Origin of the sequence: Gemmatimonas sp. (assembly GCF_031426495.1) — a bacterium.
Taxonomy (GTDB): domain Bacteria; phylum Gemmatimonadota; class Gemmatimonadetes; order Gemmatimonadales; family Gemmatimonadaceae; genus Gemmatimonas.
In genome coordinates this window covers 1-16229 of record NZ_JANPLK010000090.1, presented here as the reverse complement: position 1 = coordinate 16229, position 16229 = coordinate 1, and the positions used below count along the sequence as shown (strand labels likewise).

The following is a 16229-nucleotide window of genomic DNA, read 5'->3' as shown; positions in this document are numbered from 1 at the left end:
ATTCTCACGGGAATGCGCATGCTGTGTTGCACCCGCGCCGCGGTTCGTGGCGTCCTCTTCACAATTGTGGTGGCGTCGGCAGCACCAAGTGGAGCGCAGGACGCACCGTTAGGAGGGTCGCAGCGGGCGACGCGCGCGGCGCTTGCCGAGCGCGTCGCGACTTTGGAGCAACAGTCGAGCTCGGGTAGTGTCTCAGGTTCTGCCAAGTCCCGGGCTACGGCTGAGCTGTCGGCGATTCGTATGCGCTTGCAGCAAGGTGACTTCCGAGTTGGGGATCGCTTTGTCATCACCCTTCGGCAGGACTCCGTACGTTCCGATACGGCTTCCGTTCGGGACAGCCTCAAGGTGTCCGTCGCAAACTTACCCGACGCCTCTCTTGCCGGCGTGCTTCGGTCGGAGTTGGACGAGCACATGACCGCTCACGTGGCGAGGTATTTGCGTAACGTGTCAGTCAGGACCAGCGTCTTAACACGCGTCGCTATCCTTGGCGCGGTGCGGACGCCGGGATTCTATTATGCCTCGCCGGATCGTCCCATCAGCGATCTCGTAATGGTCGCTGGTGGCCCCGCTGATCAGGCAAACCTGAACGAGCTTGAAGTAAGTCGTGGGACGGCCAAGCTGCTTTCCGTGAAGGATTCACGAAAGGCTGTGAAGGATGGGCGCACGCTCGAACAGCTCGATGTGCAGTCTGGAGACGAGGTCAAGATCCCGATCAAGAAGAAGATCAATTGGCAGATCGTGATTCAGAGTATGCTCGTGGTCTCCTCCCTGTTCTTCGCTGGCCTCCAGTTTTTGCAGTGGTATTACAACCGTCAGGACCAATAGGCACTCCCCGATGGACATGGATTTGCACGCTTCGATCATCCCTTTTTCTACTGGCTCACGTGCGACAACGCCTCGGCGATCGCGCTTGACTCCAGTGGACTCGGTGGCGCGCGCGAGCACGGCACCGACTGATGACTCCGACCGTCCGGCGCTCACGGCAACGGGCCCGCAGGACGACTTCGAGCCGCAGCCGCGCTCGGAGACCGCTTCGCGCATCTTCAATTGCGCGATTGCGGTGCTGATGTTGATTGTAGCCTCACCGATCATGCTACTCACGGTGATCATGATCCGTCTGACGTCACGTGGTCCGGTGCTTTATACGCAGATTCGTGTGGGCATCGATCGTCGCTGGAATCGCACGCGTGCGTTGCATGAGCGTCGTCGTGAAGACCTAGGCGGAAGCCCGTTCACGATCTTCAAGTTCCGCTCGATGCGCGTTGACGCCGAGATCAACGGGCAGGCCGTATGGGCGAAGAAGGACGACGACCGCGTGACGCCGATCGGTAAGTTCATGCGCAAGACGCGCATCGATGAACTTCCGCAGCTGCTGAACGTGATTCGTGGTGACATGAACATCGTCGGTCCGCGCCCGGAGCGTCCCAGCATTTTCGTGCGCCTGCGCGAGCAGATCGACGAGTATCCGGTTCGTCAGCGGGTGAAGCCCGGAATTACCGGGCTCGCGCAGGTGTCCAACCCGTACGATTCGTGTCTCGATGACGTTCGGAGAAAAGTGTACTTCGACATCCAGTACATGAAGCGTCAGTCGCTGGGCGAGGACATGCGCATCATGCTCAAAACGATCCCGGTGATGGTGTTCCGGATCGGATCGCAGTGATCGAGCGGGTCAGCTACCTCAGCTGACCCGCTTCGTTTTCTTCCGCAGGAAATCCATCAGCACGAACTGCCCCAAGCTCATCGTATTCGTGAAGTACGCTTTGCCGCGGCTGATCTCGCTCATCCGCTTCACGAACTCGACCAACGCCCGGTCGCGCGCCAGCATGAAGGTGTTGATCATGATGCCACTTTTCCGGCACGCGGCCACCTCGCGCAGCGTCTCTGCGATCACGTAGCCGTCGAGCCCCATCGAGTTTTTGTAGATCTGACCATCCGGCATCGTCAGCGCGCTCGGCTTGCCGTCGGTGATCATGATGATCTGTCGCATGTCCTTCTTTTGCGACATAAGGATCCGCCGGGCCAGCTTGAGCCCCTCGGCCGTGTTGGTGTGATACGGCCCCACCTGGCACTTGGCCAGTGTCGCGATCGGGATCTCCTCGGCCGAGTCGTGGAAGAGCACCACGCGGATCGTGTCGCCGGGGAACTGCGTCTTGATGAGGTGTGTGAGCGCCAGCGCCACCTTTTTGGCCGGCGTGAAGCGATCCTCCCCGTACAAGATCATCGAGTGGGAACAGTCGAGCATCAGCACCGTGGCGCAGCTCGAGCGGTACTCCGACTGCCGCACCATGAGGTCGCCGTAGTCGAGATCGATGGGTACGTCGAGGTTGCCGTTCCGGGCCAGCGCGTTGGCAAGCGTGGCCGGCACGTCGAGGTTGAGCGCGTCGCCGAATTCGTACGGCTTGCTCCACGAATCCGACTCAATACCGGTGCTCAGCTGCGGCGTGTCGTGACTGCCGATGCTGGACTTGCCGAATGAGCCGAGCAGGTGCCGCAGGGTCTTGAAGCCCAGAAAGTCGGTGCCTTTGTCGGTGAGATTGAACTGCACATCCTTGGCGGCTGCCTGCGCGATCGAGCCCTTGCCGGTAACGGGTTGATGGCCGGCGGGAATCGCACCTACTTGGTCGGTGGTCAGGAAGCCGTCCTGAATGAGGCGCTGCACCAACCCGTCCAGCAGCTCGGCCAGCTTCTCCTCCGACACATCGTCTCCCTCGCCGCGGAGGGCCGAGAGCATTTCGGGTGTGATCTGTCCGCTCTCGATGAGCGCGCGCAGAATCGCGTCTTTGAGCGAGTCCATCGAGCGGTCGCCCTCGCCCTGATCGGCGCCCCAATGCCCCTGCCCACCGCCGGCAAACCCAGACTGGAGCAGGAAATCGGCGAGCTGGTCGAGCAGCGACTGCAAGTCCACGGCATCAGCCAGCTGTGGATTGAACTTGGTGTACGTATGGAACCGCATCGACCGCTCTCCGAGCTTGGGAATTGGACGCACTCCCTCTACGCATGAAAACGGCCGCACGATCCCAGAAATCCAAAAGCTCCGGTAATCCCCGAAGCGCCACTCAGCAACATGTTGCGGCAGCGCATCAGAAGTGTGGCGTGACAGCCTGCAAGAAGACCACTCTATAGTGGATAACTATGCGTATCGTGTTGTTCTGTTTGGAGTTGCATTACTGCACTTGACTGGAACGCTACATGCCGTTAAGCGGGAAGAGTTTCCTCAAGAACCTTCAGGGACCATTATAATGCTTTCACGATCCTTCGTAGCACGATGCGCGGGCGTTGCATCAGTGCTCGCGGCAGCCGCGTGTGCCGACTCGCCGACGGCAGTCCAAGAGTCATCGGCGACGTTCCGCGGGACCCCGAGTTACAACATTGCGCCAACGTCGGCCGGAACGTTCTTTAGCTTCACTCCGGACAACGTTGGACCGGAGTTCTGGGACCTAGAGCCGTCGATCGACGGAGCCAAGTGCAACATTGGTTATTTTGCGATCGGCGACTTCGGCCCCAACTGCGCATACGAGCGGGCCGGAACAAGCCTCTACAGTGGTGGTTTCAGCGGAGGCACGTTTCTCGGGACAAACTCCGGCACTCAGTCTGCGAACTTTACGCTACCCGCCGGTACGTACAAAGTCTCCTTCCAGGGCGGTCTCCGCGGTGCGGGTACCGGTGGCCTCCCGGAGAATACGATCGGCTACTACAGTGGCGTGGGCGCGGGGAAAGTTTTCACTCCGTTCGCTGACGTGAATGCGGGAACGGTCGCGAATATCACTGTTGCTACGGACTGGGGTCTGTACATCTCGCCCGGCACAGCCGTCTCCAATCCATCATCGTTTGGCGCGTGTGGTACCTCGGGGAGCGGCCAGTGGTGCAGTGGTGAAGGCACGAGCATGTGGGCGATGTTCAAGTCCGCCGACGGCCTCAAGTATCTGTTTGGCGTAGAGGATTCGCCGGATGCAGCCGCTGACTCAGATTACAACGACCATTTCATCGCCTTCGAGAAGATCCTGATTGCTTCCGTCGGTACCGGCCGCATGACCGGCGGCGTCACCATTCCGTCGGATCTCTATCGCAATCTGAAGGTGTCGCTCACGATTCATTGCGACAACAAGCTTTCGAACAACATCCAGATCAACTGGAACAACGGTGAGAACTGGCACCTCGATAAAAACTCGCTCAGCGACATTGTCTGCCAGAAGGTCGCCGATCCGCGTCCTCCCGTGGCCGACATCGATGTCTTCACGGGCAACGCAACAGGTACGCTCAACAACCAGTCCGGTTCGAAGTTGAGCTTCACCTTCTTCGATCGCGGCGAACCCGGCCGCGAAGATCGGGTCAGCTTGAAGATCACCGACCCGTCGGGCAACGTGGTACTAAACGTCGTCGACGCACAGGTGCGGACCGGCAACCTGCAGGCACATATCGATCAGCCGCACAAGAAGTAACTCGCGCCGCCACGAAAGTGGCCGCGGAAGAAACGCGCCGCACCCAAGCTCTAGGGTGCGGCGCGTTTTTTTGACACCTTCCGTCCGAGCCGTGGTGGCGCTCGTGGACAAGGGTATTATTCGAGATTGCCGAATCATTCAGCCACCAAGCGACGCTCCAGCAACCCCTTTCGCGTCCTCACGCGCCACCGAAACTTCCGCATCTTCTGGACGGGCCAGACGATGTCGCTCGTCGGCTCGTGGATGCAGACCATGGCCGTCGGCTGGCTCTCCCTCCAGCTCTCCGACAGCGCCTTCGTAGTCGGGCTGGTCGCCTCGGTCGGGGCCATCCCGATCGTGCTCTTCTCGATGCACGCTGGCGCGTTCGTGGATCATGGCGACAAGCTGCGCATCGTGCGAGTGACGCAGAGCATCCTGCTGGCCCAGGCCGCGGTGCTGTGGCTGGTCACGATCACCGGCCACGTGTCGGTGCCGATCCTGCTGGCGCTGGCTTTTGTGCAGGGGCTGTGCAGCGCAGTGGAGATTCCCGCCCGCCAGAGCATGATCATTCAGCTGGTGGGGCGCGACGACCTGCAGCCGGCCATTGCCCTCAATGCCAGCGGATTCAACCTGGCCCGGGTGATCGGCCCGGCCATCGGCGGCCTGGTGATCGCCCGCTTCGGCATTGCCTGGTGCTTCGGGCTCAACGCCCTGAGCTTTGTGGCGGTGCTGTGGGGGCTGCTGCGCATAAAGCTGCCGGTTCCCGCGATGGCGAACAGTGTACGACTTACGGTGACCGGTGTACACGAGCTGATCGATCGCAGTAGCACCGGGGCGGCCGAGGGGCTGCGGCATCTGGCCAAGCCGGGGCCGGTGCGCGATCTGCTGGCGCTGGTCACGGTGGGTGCGGTGCTGGGCGGCCCGTTCCTCACGATCATGCCGGTGATTGCCCGCGACCAGCTGGGGCTCGGCGCCGGCGGGTACGGCACCCTGCTGGCCACGGTGGGGGTGGGCGGTCTGCTGGGCGCCCTGCTGGTGGCGGGGCCGATCTCGCACGCGGCCAACAAAGGGCGCGTGCTGATGACGGCGGGGCTGGCCTTCCCCACGCTGCTGCTGGGCTTCGCCTACACGACCACGCTCACGATGGCGTACGTGGTGCTGTTCGCGACGGGGGTGGCCATGATCACCTTCAACGCCCTCTCCAACGGCGTGCTGCAGTTGCTGGTGGAGGAGCAGTACCGTGGACGCCTCATGGCCTTCTACAGTCTCGTGTTCGTCGGACTGTCGCAGGCGGTCGGCTCCTTCGCTATCGGCGCCCTCGCTCGAGTGATCACGGCCCCGCATGCGATCGCTGCGTCGGCGGTCGTGCTGATGCTGGCGTCGCTGTACGCGCTCAAGTTCTCGGATTTCTGGCGACGCGTGTAACAAAGTTCTTTAAAGCAGTTCTTCGCGTCTCTTCGCGGCCCTTCGCGAGCTTCGCGTGAACCTGCAGTGCTTTCGTCGAGCCGGAGCGGTCGGAAAGTCCGACGGTTCACGCGAAGGGCGCGAAGGGCCGCGAAGGTGCGCGAAGAACAAGAACAGTCTTGTCCTACCTCGCCAACGACGCCGGTCGGCCGGGCTCTAGCGTAGATCGATGAATTCGTCGGCAGAGAGACCAATGTCCTTCGCTATTTGCCGAATGAGCACAGGCGAGATGTCGCGCCCTCCGTGATCAGGCACGGTTGTGCCACGCCCATCGGCATGCCGGAACTGCTTGTGAGATCCCCGTTGCCGGACCTCGACAAAGCCCAGAGCGGTGAGGAGGGCGATCACCTCGCGAGGGCGCATCGGCGGGATGCGTCCCGCCTCGGCTACGCGACTTCCAGGGTCTGCGTGCCTACGAATTCGGCACTGAGCGCGGGCTCGCCGTCCTCGAGCAGCATTTGCATGACCTCAAAGAGGTTTGCACGAAGCTCGTCGAGGCTTTCTCCTTGCGAGTGCGCGCCAGCCCAGCCGGGGACGTACCCTACATAGAGGCCCGTGGATTGGTCACGTTCAATGACGGCAGTGTATGAGCTCATGTCTTCTCCGTTGTCGACATCAGAAATCTTGCCCGTCTCCTCTCTCGACGCAAATCGGTATCTGCTGTTCTTCGCGTGACTTCGCGTTCTTCGCGAGCTTCGCGTGAACCTAGGGTGCTTTCGGCGAGCCGGAGTGGTCGGAAAGTCCGACGGTTCACGCGAAGGACGCGAAGAGCCGCGAAGGAGCGCGAAGAACAGCAAAGGCAACAGCAACTGCTTGGAAATGGAAAAAGCGTATCTGGTGGCGTTCCGAGCGTACTCGGCGCTAACCTTTGGCAGCACTCGGCCACATGGCCGTGTCTTCACTTGAGGTGCCATGATTCGTCCCGCCCCTAGCCGCTTCTCGCGTGGCCGTCGTATGCGTTGGATCTTGCCGGTATTGGTGCTGTCGATTGGGGGGGCCTGCCGTCGCGTGGCGCCGGCGGCGCTCCCGGTTGCCGTGCTCGAGGTGTCCCCTGAGCCCATCGTGGTGCGCGACGGACAGCCCAACGACGTCACCATTCGTGGCACCGGGTTCGACGCGACCGCGAATACGGTCACGATTGGATCCGTCATCCTTACTGCCGTCGTATCAGGAAGTGGGGGCACGGTGATCGCCGTGTCGCTGCCGGATCGGGTGCCGAGTGGCGGGGGGGCGGCGCCGATGTTGTGGAGTCCGGGGCGGTATGCGCTCACGGTGTCGAACGCGCGGGGCAGCAGTGCGCCGGTGATGGTGACCATTCAGGAGCCGAGATGACGGGTGGACTGCGGGCTGCCGTGCGTGTGGCCATGTCGATGTTGGTGGTGGCCTGTGCTGGTCCTGGCGATCCCGTCATGCCGGATGTCGCGCCCAAGGTGACCGTTTCGGCCAGTGGAGGTTCGGCCACCGTGGCCGCCGGCTCCACCCTTCAACTGTCGGCGGTCGTGACCGACAAGCGCGGGCAACTGGTGACGTCGCCCTCCGTGGTGTGGAGCTCGAGCACGCCCACGGTGGCGGTGGTGTCGCCGGAAGGGATCGTGACGGCCACGACGGTAGGACAGACCACCATCAGTGCGGCGTTGTTGGGCACCACCGGCACGATTGCCGTGACCGTGACCGCGGGCGCGCCGGCCAAGCTGTTTGTGCGCACCCAACCCACCGACGTGGCATCGGGCACGTCGTTCACGGCATCACCGGTGGTCGAGGTACGCGACGCGCTCGACAATCTCGTGACCACGGCCAGCATCCCGGTGAGTGTGAGCTTCGCGAGCGGCGTGGGCACCATTGGCGGCACGACCACGGTCACGTCGGTGCAGGGCATCGCCACCTTCTCGCAACTCGTGATGTCGGGACTGGCCGGCCCGCGCTCGCTGGCCTTCTCGGCCACCGGGCTCACGGCGGTGAATACGGCCAGCTTTAGCCTGAGCGCCGGACCGGCGGCAACGCTGGCGTTCCGACTGGCGCCGGCGGGCGGCGGACTCAACTCGCCGTTCATTACGCAGCCGGTGCTCGACGTGCTCGACAACGCGGGCAATCTGGCCACGAATGCCACGCTCACCGTGACGGCCACGATTGCCTCGGGTGGTGGCACGCTCACCGGCGCCACGGCACAAGCCACGAACGGCGTGGCCACGTTCACCAACTTCGGTGTGACGGGCACGGGTGGTTTGCGATCGCTCCTCTTCTCGGTGTCGGGACTTCCGTCGCTACCGCTCTCAGTCACACCGTGCGATGCGTCGCGGGCACCGCTGCTGGCGCTGTCAGCCACGTCGCGTACGCTGGCGGGCTTCGCGTTGCGCACGGCCGTGGTGGATACGCTCACCATTACCGATCTCAACGGCAGCTGCACCGCCGTGACCAATCTCAACACGAGCGTGACGTACACCGGCGCCAGTGGTTGGCTCACGGCCACGATACTCACCAATCCCACCCGACTCGCGTTGCGCGCGAATCCGGCGGCGTTGAACACGAATACGTATCAGGCCAATGTGGCGATCACGTCGGGGAACGCGCCCACGGTGAATCTGCCCGTAACCTTCAACGTGGCCGCGTCGATATCGCTGCGCTACGGACTCGCCACAGAAAAGGTGAACGAGCTCGATGTGAACGGCACGCTGCAGCTCACACCGGTGGTGCTCAGCAGCGAAGGGGCGGTGATCACGGCGCCGGTCACGTACGCCAGTCGATCTCCGTCCATTGCCACCGTAGCTGCCGATGGACGCATCACGGCGCGACTTGGTGGCCAGGCGTGGATCGTGGCGCAGACCAGCGTGAATGGTGGCGCGCTGGACTCGGTGTTCGTAAACGTGACGCGCACCACCGGTCCGGTGTTGCGTGCCGACGTCACGCGCTTCGACTACGTGCGGAACACGCCCTTCTCGGTCACGTTGTCACTCGACACGCGCGGGGCCACGGTGGGCGCCGCGCAATTCGTGTTCACCTGGCCCACCGAGCTGGCTACGCCGGCCATGCTGCGACTCACGGCCACCGTGCCCGGAACCGTGGGTAGTCCGGTGATCGTGACCGACAATAGCTCCGGAACCACGCGCATATCGATTGCGAGTGCGGCGGGTATGACGGGAGTGATTACGCTCGGTCGCTTCGATTTCATTCCGACCTTGGTCGGTACCAGTCAATTCGTGCTCCGACACGTCGAGCTGCTCGACCTCGCCCAAGTGTCGCTGCTCGGCAACGCAACGGCCCTGCAATACCCGGTGGTGATCAAGTGAGACACAACATGACATCAGGATCGGTGCTCGCGATGGCGATGGGCTTCGTGCTCGTGGCCACGGCGTGCCGCGATACGTTGGGCGAGGGGGCGGTGAGTCCGCTGCCGAGTGCGCAGGCCACGGCGCAGCTGGTGTTCACGCCGGCGGTCGCGGGCGACAGTGTGATCACGGTCGATGTGCGCGTGAGCGGACTGAGTGGCGCCGACAACACGGCCAAGGCGGTGAGTATGACCGCCGCCGTGGAGTACGATACCACGCAACTGCGCTACCTCGCCGACGCGAGCCCGAGTGATGGCGCATTGCGCGCCGTAAATGCCGCACGCGGACGGGTGATGATCGCGGCGGCGCATGCTACCGGGTTTACGAGCGACGTGTTCGCACGCGTGCGCTTCGTATCCCGTTCCGTAGCGCGGAGTGAGCAAGCGGCCGCCACGTTGTCGCTACAGCTCAGTGAGTTGCACCTGTCCGATGCCACCGATATACGCGACCGTCTCACCGTGCTGCCGACGGCGGTGCTCAAGTGAACGCGACGCGGACGTTGACGGTGTTGGCGCTGATGGTGGCGCCGCACATGGCACAGGCACAGGTGGAAGAGCAGCGCGAGGCGGGCTTCGAAGTACGTCGCGAGTGGATGGAGCAGTTGCGGGCGTACCCGTTTGGCGAGTACACGCAGAACCCGGTGTACGCGGCGCGCGCAACCGCCTTCCGTGCGTCGGCTCGTGCCACCTCGGGCGCGGCGTCAAGCATTCAGGTGGCACCGTGGCGCTCGGTGGGTCCGTTTGGATTCCAGACCAGCGGCTTTTATGGATCGTCGCCGAACGCCGATGGTGGACGCATTCGCGCCATCGCCATTCATCCCACGAATCCGAGCATCGTGTACGCGGGTTCCGCCTCGGGCGGCGTGTGGCGCACGAACAACGGTGGTGCCACGTGGACACCGCTCACCGACAATCAGTGTTCGCTGAACACGGGGTCGATCGCGATCGATCCGGTGAATCCAAACATCGTGTACGTGGGCACTGGCGAGCCCACGCAGTCGAACGGGTGTGGCCTGTTGCGCTCCTTCGACGGCGGCACTTCGTGGACCGAGATCAACGGCGCCGGCGTGCTGGCACCGGTGAACGGCTCGCTGGCCAATCGCGCATACCGCATTCGCGTGGCGCCCAGCCTGGCGGGCACGCAGAACACGAGTGTGGTGCTATATGCGGCCAACAACGGACTGCATCGCAGCATTAACAGCGGCTCGGCCTGGACCACGGTGCTCACGGGCTTCGTGAGTGATGTGGAATTCGACCCGGCCAACGACAACATCGTCTGGGCGGCGCGGGCCGCCGCGGGAAATGGCACCAACGGTGTCTATCGTTCTACCGATCGCGGCGCCACGTGGAGCCAAGTGTATTCCACCGGCACCACGGTGCAGCGCATATCGCTCGCGGTATCGCCCACGACGCCGAATTCGGTGTGGGCGGTGGAAGTGGTGAGCGCGCGCATGGACAAGCTGGTCCGTCTCGACGGCGTCAGTGCCACGCCCACGGTGCTCACCGCACAGGGCGTGTACGGCGGGCAGCCGCGACTCGACTTCGGTACGCAGGGCACGTACGACCTGGTGCTCGAGGTTGACCCGCAGGATGCCAATACGGTGATCCTGGGCGGATCGCGCATGTACCGGTCGCGCGACGGCGGGCAGAGCTTCTCGGTGATTGCCTACGACCTGCACGTGGACTGGCATGCGTTCGAGTATGCGCCGAGTGACCCGAACGTGATCGTGGGCGGCTGTGATGGTGGAGTGCACGCGTCGTACGATCGTGGCAACAGCTGGGTGAGTCGCAACACGAACATCGCGGTCACGCAGTTCTATCCCGGCATCGCGGTACACCCCACGATTCCCGATTTCATTGCCGGCGGACTGCAGGACAACAGCTCGCTCTGGGGCTTCGGCTCGGGTTTCTGGACGATGTCGGCGCCGAGTGGCGATGGCGGATGGAATGCCTTCAGCCCGACCAACTCGAACGTCTTCTGGACGACCAGCTACGGCACGGGATTCATCGTGCGTGTGACGCGCAATCCGCTGGGCACGAGCATCGGGCAGACACAGCGCGGTTTCACCAGCAGCGACCGGAAAGCATTCCTCTCGCCCATGGTGATCGACCCGCTCAACTCGGCCACGCTGTACTACGCCACCTACCGGTTGTGGCGTACCACGAACGAGGGCGTGCAGTGGGGCATCCTCACCGGAGATCTCACGCGCGGTGGTGGGGCGACGATCACGAGTCTCGCGCTCTCACCCGTAGACTCTCGCGTGATCTGGGTGGGCACCAGCGACGGCAATGTGCAACTCTCGCAAGACGCCGGCGCCACGTTCACCCTGGTCTCGAGCGCGCTACCGCTCCGCGCGGTGACCGACATTGCCCCTGATGCCGCCGTCGCGGGCCGTGCTGTCGTCACGCATTCCGGCACAGGCACCGGCCACGTGTACGCCACCGATGATTTCGGGGCGAATTGGGCGAACTTGAGCGCGGCGCTGCCGGACATTCCGTTCAACGCCGTCGTCATGGTGCCGGGCACGTCGAGAATCTTCGCAGCGGCGGATGTCGGCATTTACGAGTCCACCGACAACGGCGCGTCGTGGAGCGCGGCCAATCAGGGATTTCCGAACGCGCGCGTGCTGGACCTCGCGTACCAGGCGGCCACAGGAAATCTCTACGCCAGCACGTACGGCCGCGGACTGTGGGCCACCACGATCGTGACTGGAGCGAGCGTGCTGCGCGGTGATGTAAACGCCGATGGATTCGTGAATGCATTCGATGCGTCGCTGGCGCAACAGGCGCTGGTCGGTGTGCTGCCAGCGAGCGCGCCGAACCCGATGCCGCGCGCGGATGCGAACTGTAACGGCACGCTGGACTCGGGTGATGTGCTGTCGATTCTGCAGTTCGCGGTAGGTTCGGCGAGCGCGACGCTTTGCGTGGGGAAGCAGCAGTAACTGCGCTGAACTGCGCTGAACTGCCCAGTACTGAGTACTCAGTGTTCTGAATTCTGGCGTCAGACTGGTATAGTGATCAGAGTCCAGCAGCTACAGTGCTCAGTGGCGAGAATTTCCTTACTGCGTGTGCGACCGCGAGATCCGTTGATGCCCCAATGCAAAGTGCCGAGCGAAAGTCTCGCGATCGTCAGATCCGCTAAACCCGCTCGGCACTGTGGACTGTCGTTGCTGGACTCTGAACACTATACCCAGTCTGACGCCTGTACTCAGAACACTGAGTACTGAGACTGGGCAGTTGCGCAGTTCAGCAGTTCACCGCCCCCGCGTCACCGGCAGTCTCAGCACACTCTCGCTACTCGGTCTCACAAATGCGTTCGTCTCGGCCATCGATGCTTCGGCGCTGGCCAAGCTTGTCCAGTCGATCGCCGCCGTCCAGCGTTGTGCGAAGTCGAGGACCTTGATCAGCGCGTGTGGTTCTCCTCCGCGGCTCAGGGTCCGGAGTCTGGTGAGGTAGTCGTCTCGGTACACTGTCGGGATGATCATGCGCGCTTCGTTCGCCGCTACGAGTTCTGCGTTCATGAACGCCCGCGCGATTCTTCCATTGCCGTCGTCGAACGGGTGTATTTCGGACAGCACGAACATGATGGCGACGGCACGTTGGAATGGCGTCGCAAGGGCACGTGTCATCTCGTAGCCGTAGTCCAGCGTGCCCAACACGTGTTCGGGAGCGACGAAGCGCGTGTCGCCGGCGCGATTGTGTTTCGTCTTGAACTGCCCCGGCCGGCTATCGGTCCGTTGCTCCATGATGCGCGCATGAAGTCGCTGCAGTCGCTCGGCAAAGTCGGTGGCATCGCGGTCGTCGCGGATACTGTGGTTCATAGTCTGGCGGCTGCCGACCACAGCGAACGTGCCGAGTACATCGTGCGCGTCCAACGGGCGTACGCTCGGAATCACCTGGTCAAATACGATGGCGCGTGCTTCCGCGACTTCGAATTCGGTGCCTTCGATGAAATTCGAGAAGTACGCATCGAAGAACGACTGCGTCGCGAATACGTCGTGCGATGCCGCGCCGAATGGCCGACGAGTACCGCTGTAGTCCTGCAGCGCGGCGAAAAGCGTATCAAAGAGGGCGAGGCGCTCGACGTCATAGGGTCGACCCGCGAGCCGTGCGATCGCGCTCGTTGGCGCGTTCGCTCGCGTCCCAAGCAGCTGGCCGATCAAACGGTCAAGCAACGAGAACTCGTTGGCGGTATTCAACGTTGCCGTCATCGTGCGTGCGGCATCGCGAAGTCGGTTCAGCGCGCTTTCGCCGCCCGACTGGAAGTCCTTCTCCAGCCAGAACTCGAGTTCGGCCGCCGTCAGGCCCCGCGCTACGGTGCCGCGAGCTCGGGAGGGAAGGAGCGTCTCCATCATGGCGCGCGCGCGCGACGCGAGGTACAAGCCCGAGATGAACGGTGCATCTGTCGGTTGCGGTGGCGGACCGGCAATGGCACGAATGCGGAGACCGGGCAAGTCTCGCTGATACTTCCCGGTGCTTACGAGGAAAACCGTCCCGTCCTCCGCTGGCCGCGCCTCGAGTGCGGTCCGAAAGGAGATGACGCCGCCAGGGACGAGGGAGCCGACGACTTTCCACACATTTCGACGCAACACGGTTGCCGGATCCTCGTCGATCGCCGGCGTGTAGAACGGCCGCGCCAAGGATTTCAAATGGCCGGCTGCGGTCGCCCGAAGGATCGCATCGCTCGTCTCAGCGGTGCTGATAACGAGGTCAGGCCACAGCGACGAAGGCTTGAGGGATGCTCGGCGCGAGGGGGTCGCGAGGGACTTCTAAGTACTCAGTACTCAGTGTTCTGAATTCTGGCTTCAGACTTGGTATAGTGGTCAGAGTCCAGCAGATACAGTGCTCAGTTGCGAGAATTTCCTGACTGCGTGTGCGATGGCCAATCTGATGTTTGAAATAGTAACAGAAGTAGTAGTAATACTACTATAAGACTGGCAATGTCAAATATTGCAGTATTTGAAAAAATGCATAGTATCGTAGTATGGCTACTATACCGACTGCAAAGCTAAAGACGCTGTACGCGAAGCTTCGCCCTGGGCAGCCGATCACTTCATCCGAACTCGCCGAGCTCGGGATCTCCAAATACCTCGCGGTGCATTACGCCCGTGCTGGTTGGCTTACCAGGATCGCCCGCGGAGTGTACAGCCAGCCGGGCGCGGCGCTTTACGTCAACCCCAGCTTGAGAGCGCTTGAGGCGAGCTTTGATGGCTTCCACGTAGGCGGTAAAACTGCGCTCGACTGGCACGGCGTTCGTCACTACGTGACGCAGCAGCCACTCCTTCATCTATACGGCCTGCATGCGGCTCGGTTACCGCTCTGGTTTTCGTCGCGATTCCCTGCCGAGTATCACCGGAAGCGACTCTTCAATGAGACGGGCGAGGAGCTGTTGTACGTGGACCGTTGGACCGGCGATGCTGCCAATCCACTGGTTTCTGATCCCGAGCGCGGATGGCTAGAACTCTTGAGCGAGGTCGGCGTTCGACAGCCGCTCAAGGAAGTGCGAGAGCTCGCAGAGAGTGTCCATGCGCTCCGAGCGCGAGTGCTTCGTGATCTGCTCACCCGTTGTACGAGCGTCAAGACGGTTCGGCTCTGCCTTCAGTTGGGACACGAACTACGGGCGCCGTGGGCTTCGAAGCTTAATGCGAGTACGCTCCCCACCGGCAGCAAGTCGCCGTGGGTCGCACGTACCCGTGATGGACTACTGGTGCTTCCACCATGAACGATTCGTATCTACGAACAGCGCGATTGCTGACACAGGTCGCGCCGAGCGTTTTTGTGGACGAAACATTCGCGCTGAAGGGTGGCACGGCGATCAACCTCTTTTACCGAGACATGCCGCGGTTGTCGGTGGATCTCGACCTTGTATTCCGCGACTATGCCGTCCCGCGCACGGAGGCCGTCGCGCAAATCGATACGTCCGTCCGCGCCATGGCCGAGCGACTGCGTGCGCGGGGATTCAGAACCAGCACGCCGCTCACGATCGACAGCGAGTCGAAGCTAGTCATACGGCGCGATGACATCACCGTCAAAGTCGAGGTGAACACGGTCATGCGCGGCACGGTTAGTCCCATTCGTATCATGGCGATGAATCCGCATGCTAGCGACGTCTTGAAGGCTGACTTGGAGCTGCCAATTACATCGTTCGAGGATACATACGGTGGAAAGCTGGCGGCGGCATTGGATCGTCAGCACCCACGAGACCTATTCGATGTGTTGCAGCTGTTCGAACATGAGGGTATCACGCCTGCCGTTCGGCGGGCGTTCGTGGTGCACGTCGCGAGTCACAACCGCCCTGTGCACGAACTGCTTTACCCGATGGAAGCAGACATTCAGCTCGCATACACCGGAAGCTTCGCGGGAATGACTCGCGATCCGGTGCCGTTGGGGGATCTGCTGGCCACGCGCACTCGCATGATCAGGGAGATCCAGGCCGGACTCGATGTATCGGAACGTACTTTTCTGCTCTCACTCGTTGCGGGCGAACAAGACGTTCAACTCGCAGGGGTACCGCACGTCTCACAACTTCCAGGCGTACGATGGAAGCGCCACAACCTCGAGCAACTCCGGCGAACAAACCCTTCGAAATTCGCGGAACAGCATGCGAAGCTGGCCGTGCTGTTCGAGGCGGGTTAACTGCTGAACGGCGCGGGATTGGGCGGATCAGTGCTCAGTGTTCTGAGTACAGGCGTCAGACTGGTATAGTGGTCAGTGTCGAGCAGCTACAGTGCTCAGTGGCGAGAATTTCCTTACTGCGTGTGCGGACGGCGGGGGGCTGGTGGTGGTCCCGCGCGAGTGCCGAGCGCGGACCGCGTGAATCGTCAGATCCACGAAACCCGCTCGGCACTGTGGACTGTCGTTGCTGAATTCTGAACACTATACCAGGCGGATTCAACGAGTCGGTGCAACGCTCTCAGCGAAGATAGCTGCCGGCGTGCGGAAGCCGAGGGTTTTTCGCGGACGCGTATTCACTTCGTGGGCGACCCGATCGAGATCGCGTTGGGTATACGCGGACAAATCAGTGC

The 16229-nt window shown here is 62.3% G+C and carries 14 protein-coding genes and 1 pseudogene; 10 read left to right on the top strand and 5 right to left on the bottom strand.

Annotation, left to right across the window (positions count from 1 at the left end):
• Nucleotides 1-240 precede the first annotated feature (240 nt).
• Both RMP10_RS23100 and RMP10_RS23095 read left to right on the top strand, forming a co-directional pair.
• Nucleotides 241-825, top strand: a complete 585-nt coding sequence (locus RMP10_RS23100; protein ID WP_310572421.1) for an SLBB domain-containing protein — start codon at nucleotides 241-243, stop codon at nucleotides 823-825.
• Between the two features lie 94 nt (nucleotides 826-919).
• Nucleotides 920-1660, top strand: a complete 741-nt coding sequence (locus RMP10_RS23095; RefSeq protein ID WP_310572429.1) for a sugar transferase — start codon at nucleotides 920-922, stop codon at nucleotides 1658-1660.
• Nucleotides 1661-1678: 18 nt separating this feature from the next.
• Here the strand turns inward: RMP10_RS23095 and RMP10_RS23090 are convergent, their stop codons facing one another.
• Complete coding sequence (locus RMP10_RS23090; RefSeq protein WP_310572420.1) at nucleotides 1679-2953, bottom strand: VWA domain-containing protein; 1275 nt, start codon at nucleotides 2951-2953, stop codon at nucleotides 1679-1681.
• Between the two features lie 331 nt (nucleotides 2954-3284).
• Between RMP10_RS23090 and RMP10_RS23085 the strand changes: the two genes are divergently transcribed.
• The gene (locus RMP10_RS23085) at nucleotides 3285-4439 is read left to right on the top strand and encodes a hypothetical protein (RefSeq protein ID WP_310572419.1); all 1155 of its coding nucleotides are present in this window, start codon (nucleotides 3285-3287) and stop codon (nucleotides 4437-4439) included.
• A 126-nt stretch (nucleotides 4440-4565) separates the two neighbouring features.
• Complete coding sequence (locus tag RMP10_RS23080) at nucleotides 4566-5843, top strand: MFS transporter (RefSeq protein WP_310572418.1); 1278 nt, start codon at nucleotides 4566-4568, stop codon at nucleotides 5841-5843.
• Nucleotides 5844-6038: 195 nt separating this feature from the next.
• Here the strand turns inward: RMP10_RS23080 and RMP10_RS23495 are convergent, their stop codons facing one another.
• Both RMP10_RS23495 and RMP10_RS23075 read right to left on the bottom strand, forming a co-directional pair.
• On the bottom strand, nucleotides 6039-6245 hold the full coding sequence (locus RMP10_RS23495; protein ID WP_345785845.1) for a type II toxin-antitoxin system HicA family toxin: 207 nt from the start codon (nucleotides 6243-6245) through the stop codon (nucleotides 6039-6041).
• 23 nt (nucleotides 6246-6268) lie between these two features.
• Entirely contained in the window at nucleotides 6269-6478 is a 210-nt protein-coding gene (locus tag RMP10_RS23075; RefSeq protein ID WP_310572417.1) for a type II toxin-antitoxin system HicB family antitoxin, read from the bottom strand.
• A 316-nt stretch (nucleotides 6479-6794) separates the two neighbouring features.
• On the opposite strand from RMP10_RS23075, the gene RMP10_RS23070 reads away from it, so the two are divergent.
• From RMP10_RS23070 to RMP10_RS23055, 4 genes are read left to right on the top strand one after another with little or no spacing between them, the layout of a single operon-like run.
• The gene (locus RMP10_RS23070; RefSeq protein WP_310572416.1) at nucleotides 6795-7214 is read left to right on the top strand and encodes a hypothetical protein; all 420 of its coding nucleotides are present in this window, start codon (nucleotides 6795-6797) and stop codon (nucleotides 7212-7214) included.
• Complete coding sequence (locus RMP10_RS23065) at nucleotides 7211-9166, top strand: Ig-like domain-containing protein (RefSeq protein WP_310572415.1); 1956 nt, start codon at nucleotides 7211-7213, stop codon at nucleotides 9164-9166. The genes RMP10_RS23070 and RMP10_RS23065 overlap by 4 nt, the downstream gene beginning before the upstream one ends.
• Before the next feature lie 8 nt (nucleotides 9167-9174).
• Nucleotides 9175-9690: a hypothetical protein gene (locus RMP10_RS23060; protein WP_310572414.1), complete on the top strand. Its 516-nt coding sequence runs from the start codon at nucleotides 9175-9177 to the stop codon at nucleotides 9688-9690.
• Nucleotides 9687-12146 carry a dockerin type I domain-containing protein gene (locus RMP10_RS23055; RefSeq protein WP_310572413.1) on the top strand — a complete coding sequence of 820 codons (2460 nt, stop codon included), beginning with the start codon at nucleotides 9687-9689 and terminating at the stop codon, nucleotides 12144-12146. Before RMP10_RS23060 ends, RMP10_RS23055 begins: the two co-directional genes overlap by 4 nt.
• A 312-nt stretch (nucleotides 12147-12458) precedes the next feature.
• On the opposite strand, the gene RMP10_RS23050 is transcribed toward RMP10_RS23055, so the two are convergent.
• Nucleotides 12459-13853, bottom strand: coding sequence for a Fic family protein (locus tag RMP10_RS23050; protein WP_310572412.1), 1395 nt, complete (start codon nucleotides 13851-13853; stop codon nucleotides 12459-12461).
• 335 nt (nucleotides 13854-14188) lie between these two features.
• Between RMP10_RS23050 and RMP10_RS23490 the strand changes: the two genes are divergently transcribed.
• Both RMP10_RS23490 and RMP10_RS23045 read left to right on the top strand, forming a co-directional pair.
• Complete coding sequence (locus tag RMP10_RS23490; RefSeq protein WP_345785844.1) at nucleotides 14189-14926, top strand: type IV toxin-antitoxin system AbiEi family antitoxin domain-containing protein; 738 nt, start codon at nucleotides 14189-14191, stop codon at nucleotides 14924-14926.
• Nucleotides 14923-15840 (top strand): nucleotidyl transferase AbiEii/AbiGii toxin family protein, encoded by a 918-nt coding sequence (locus RMP10_RS23045; protein ID WP_310572411.1) that lies wholly within the window; start codon nucleotides 14923-14925, stop codon nucleotides 15838-15840. Before RMP10_RS23490 ends, RMP10_RS23045 begins: the two co-directional genes overlap by 4 nt.
• A 255-nt stretch (nucleotides 15841-16095) precedes the next feature.
• On the opposite strand, the pseudogene RMP10_RS23040 reads toward RMP10_RS23045, so the two are convergent.
• Nucleotides 16096-16229 (bottom strand): annotated as a pseudogene (locus tag RMP10_RS23040) (IS30 family transposase); the annotation flags it as partial.

What these genes read in the sequence shown, in the direction of transcription:
- RMP10_RS23060 (WP_310572414.1), top strand. Translation starts at nt 9,175, where the DNA reads ATGACATCAGGATCGGTGCTCGCGATGGCGATGGGCTTCGTGCTCGTG.
- RMP10_RS23065 (WP_310572415.1), top strand. Translation starts at nt 7,211, where the DNA reads ATGACGGGTGGACTGCGGGCTGCCGTGCGTGTGGCCATGTCGATGTTG.
- RMP10_RS23495 (WP_345785845.1), bottom strand. Translation starts at nt 6,245, where the DNA reads ATGCGCCCTCGCGAGGTGATCGCCCTCCTCACCGCTCTGGGCTTTGTC.
- RMP10_RS23090 (WP_310572420.1), bottom strand. Translation starts at nt 2,953, where the DNA reads ATGCGGTTCCATACGTACACCAAGTTCAATCCACAGCTGGCTGATGCC.
- RMP10_RS23490 (WP_345785844.1), top strand. Translation starts at nt 14,189, where the DNA reads ATGGCTACTATACCGACTGCAAAGCTAAAGACGCTGTACGCGAAGCTT.
- RMP10_RS23075 (WP_310572417.1), bottom strand. Translation starts at nt 6,478, where the DNA reads ATGAGCTCATACACTGCCGTCATTGAACGTGACCAATCCACGGGCCTC.
- RMP10_RS23100 (WP_310572421.1), top strand. Translation starts at nt 241, where the DNA reads ATGCGCTTGCAGCAAGGTGACTTCCGAGTTGGGGATCGCTTTGTCATC.
- RMP10_RS23045 (WP_310572411.1), top strand. Translation starts at nt 14,923, where the DNA reads ATGAACGATTCGTATCTACGAACAGCGCGATTGCTGACACAGGTCGCG.
- RMP10_RS23070 (WP_310572416.1), top strand. Translation starts at nt 6,795, where the DNA reads ATGATTCGTCCCGCCCCTAGCCGCTTCTCGCGTGGCCGTCGTATGCGT.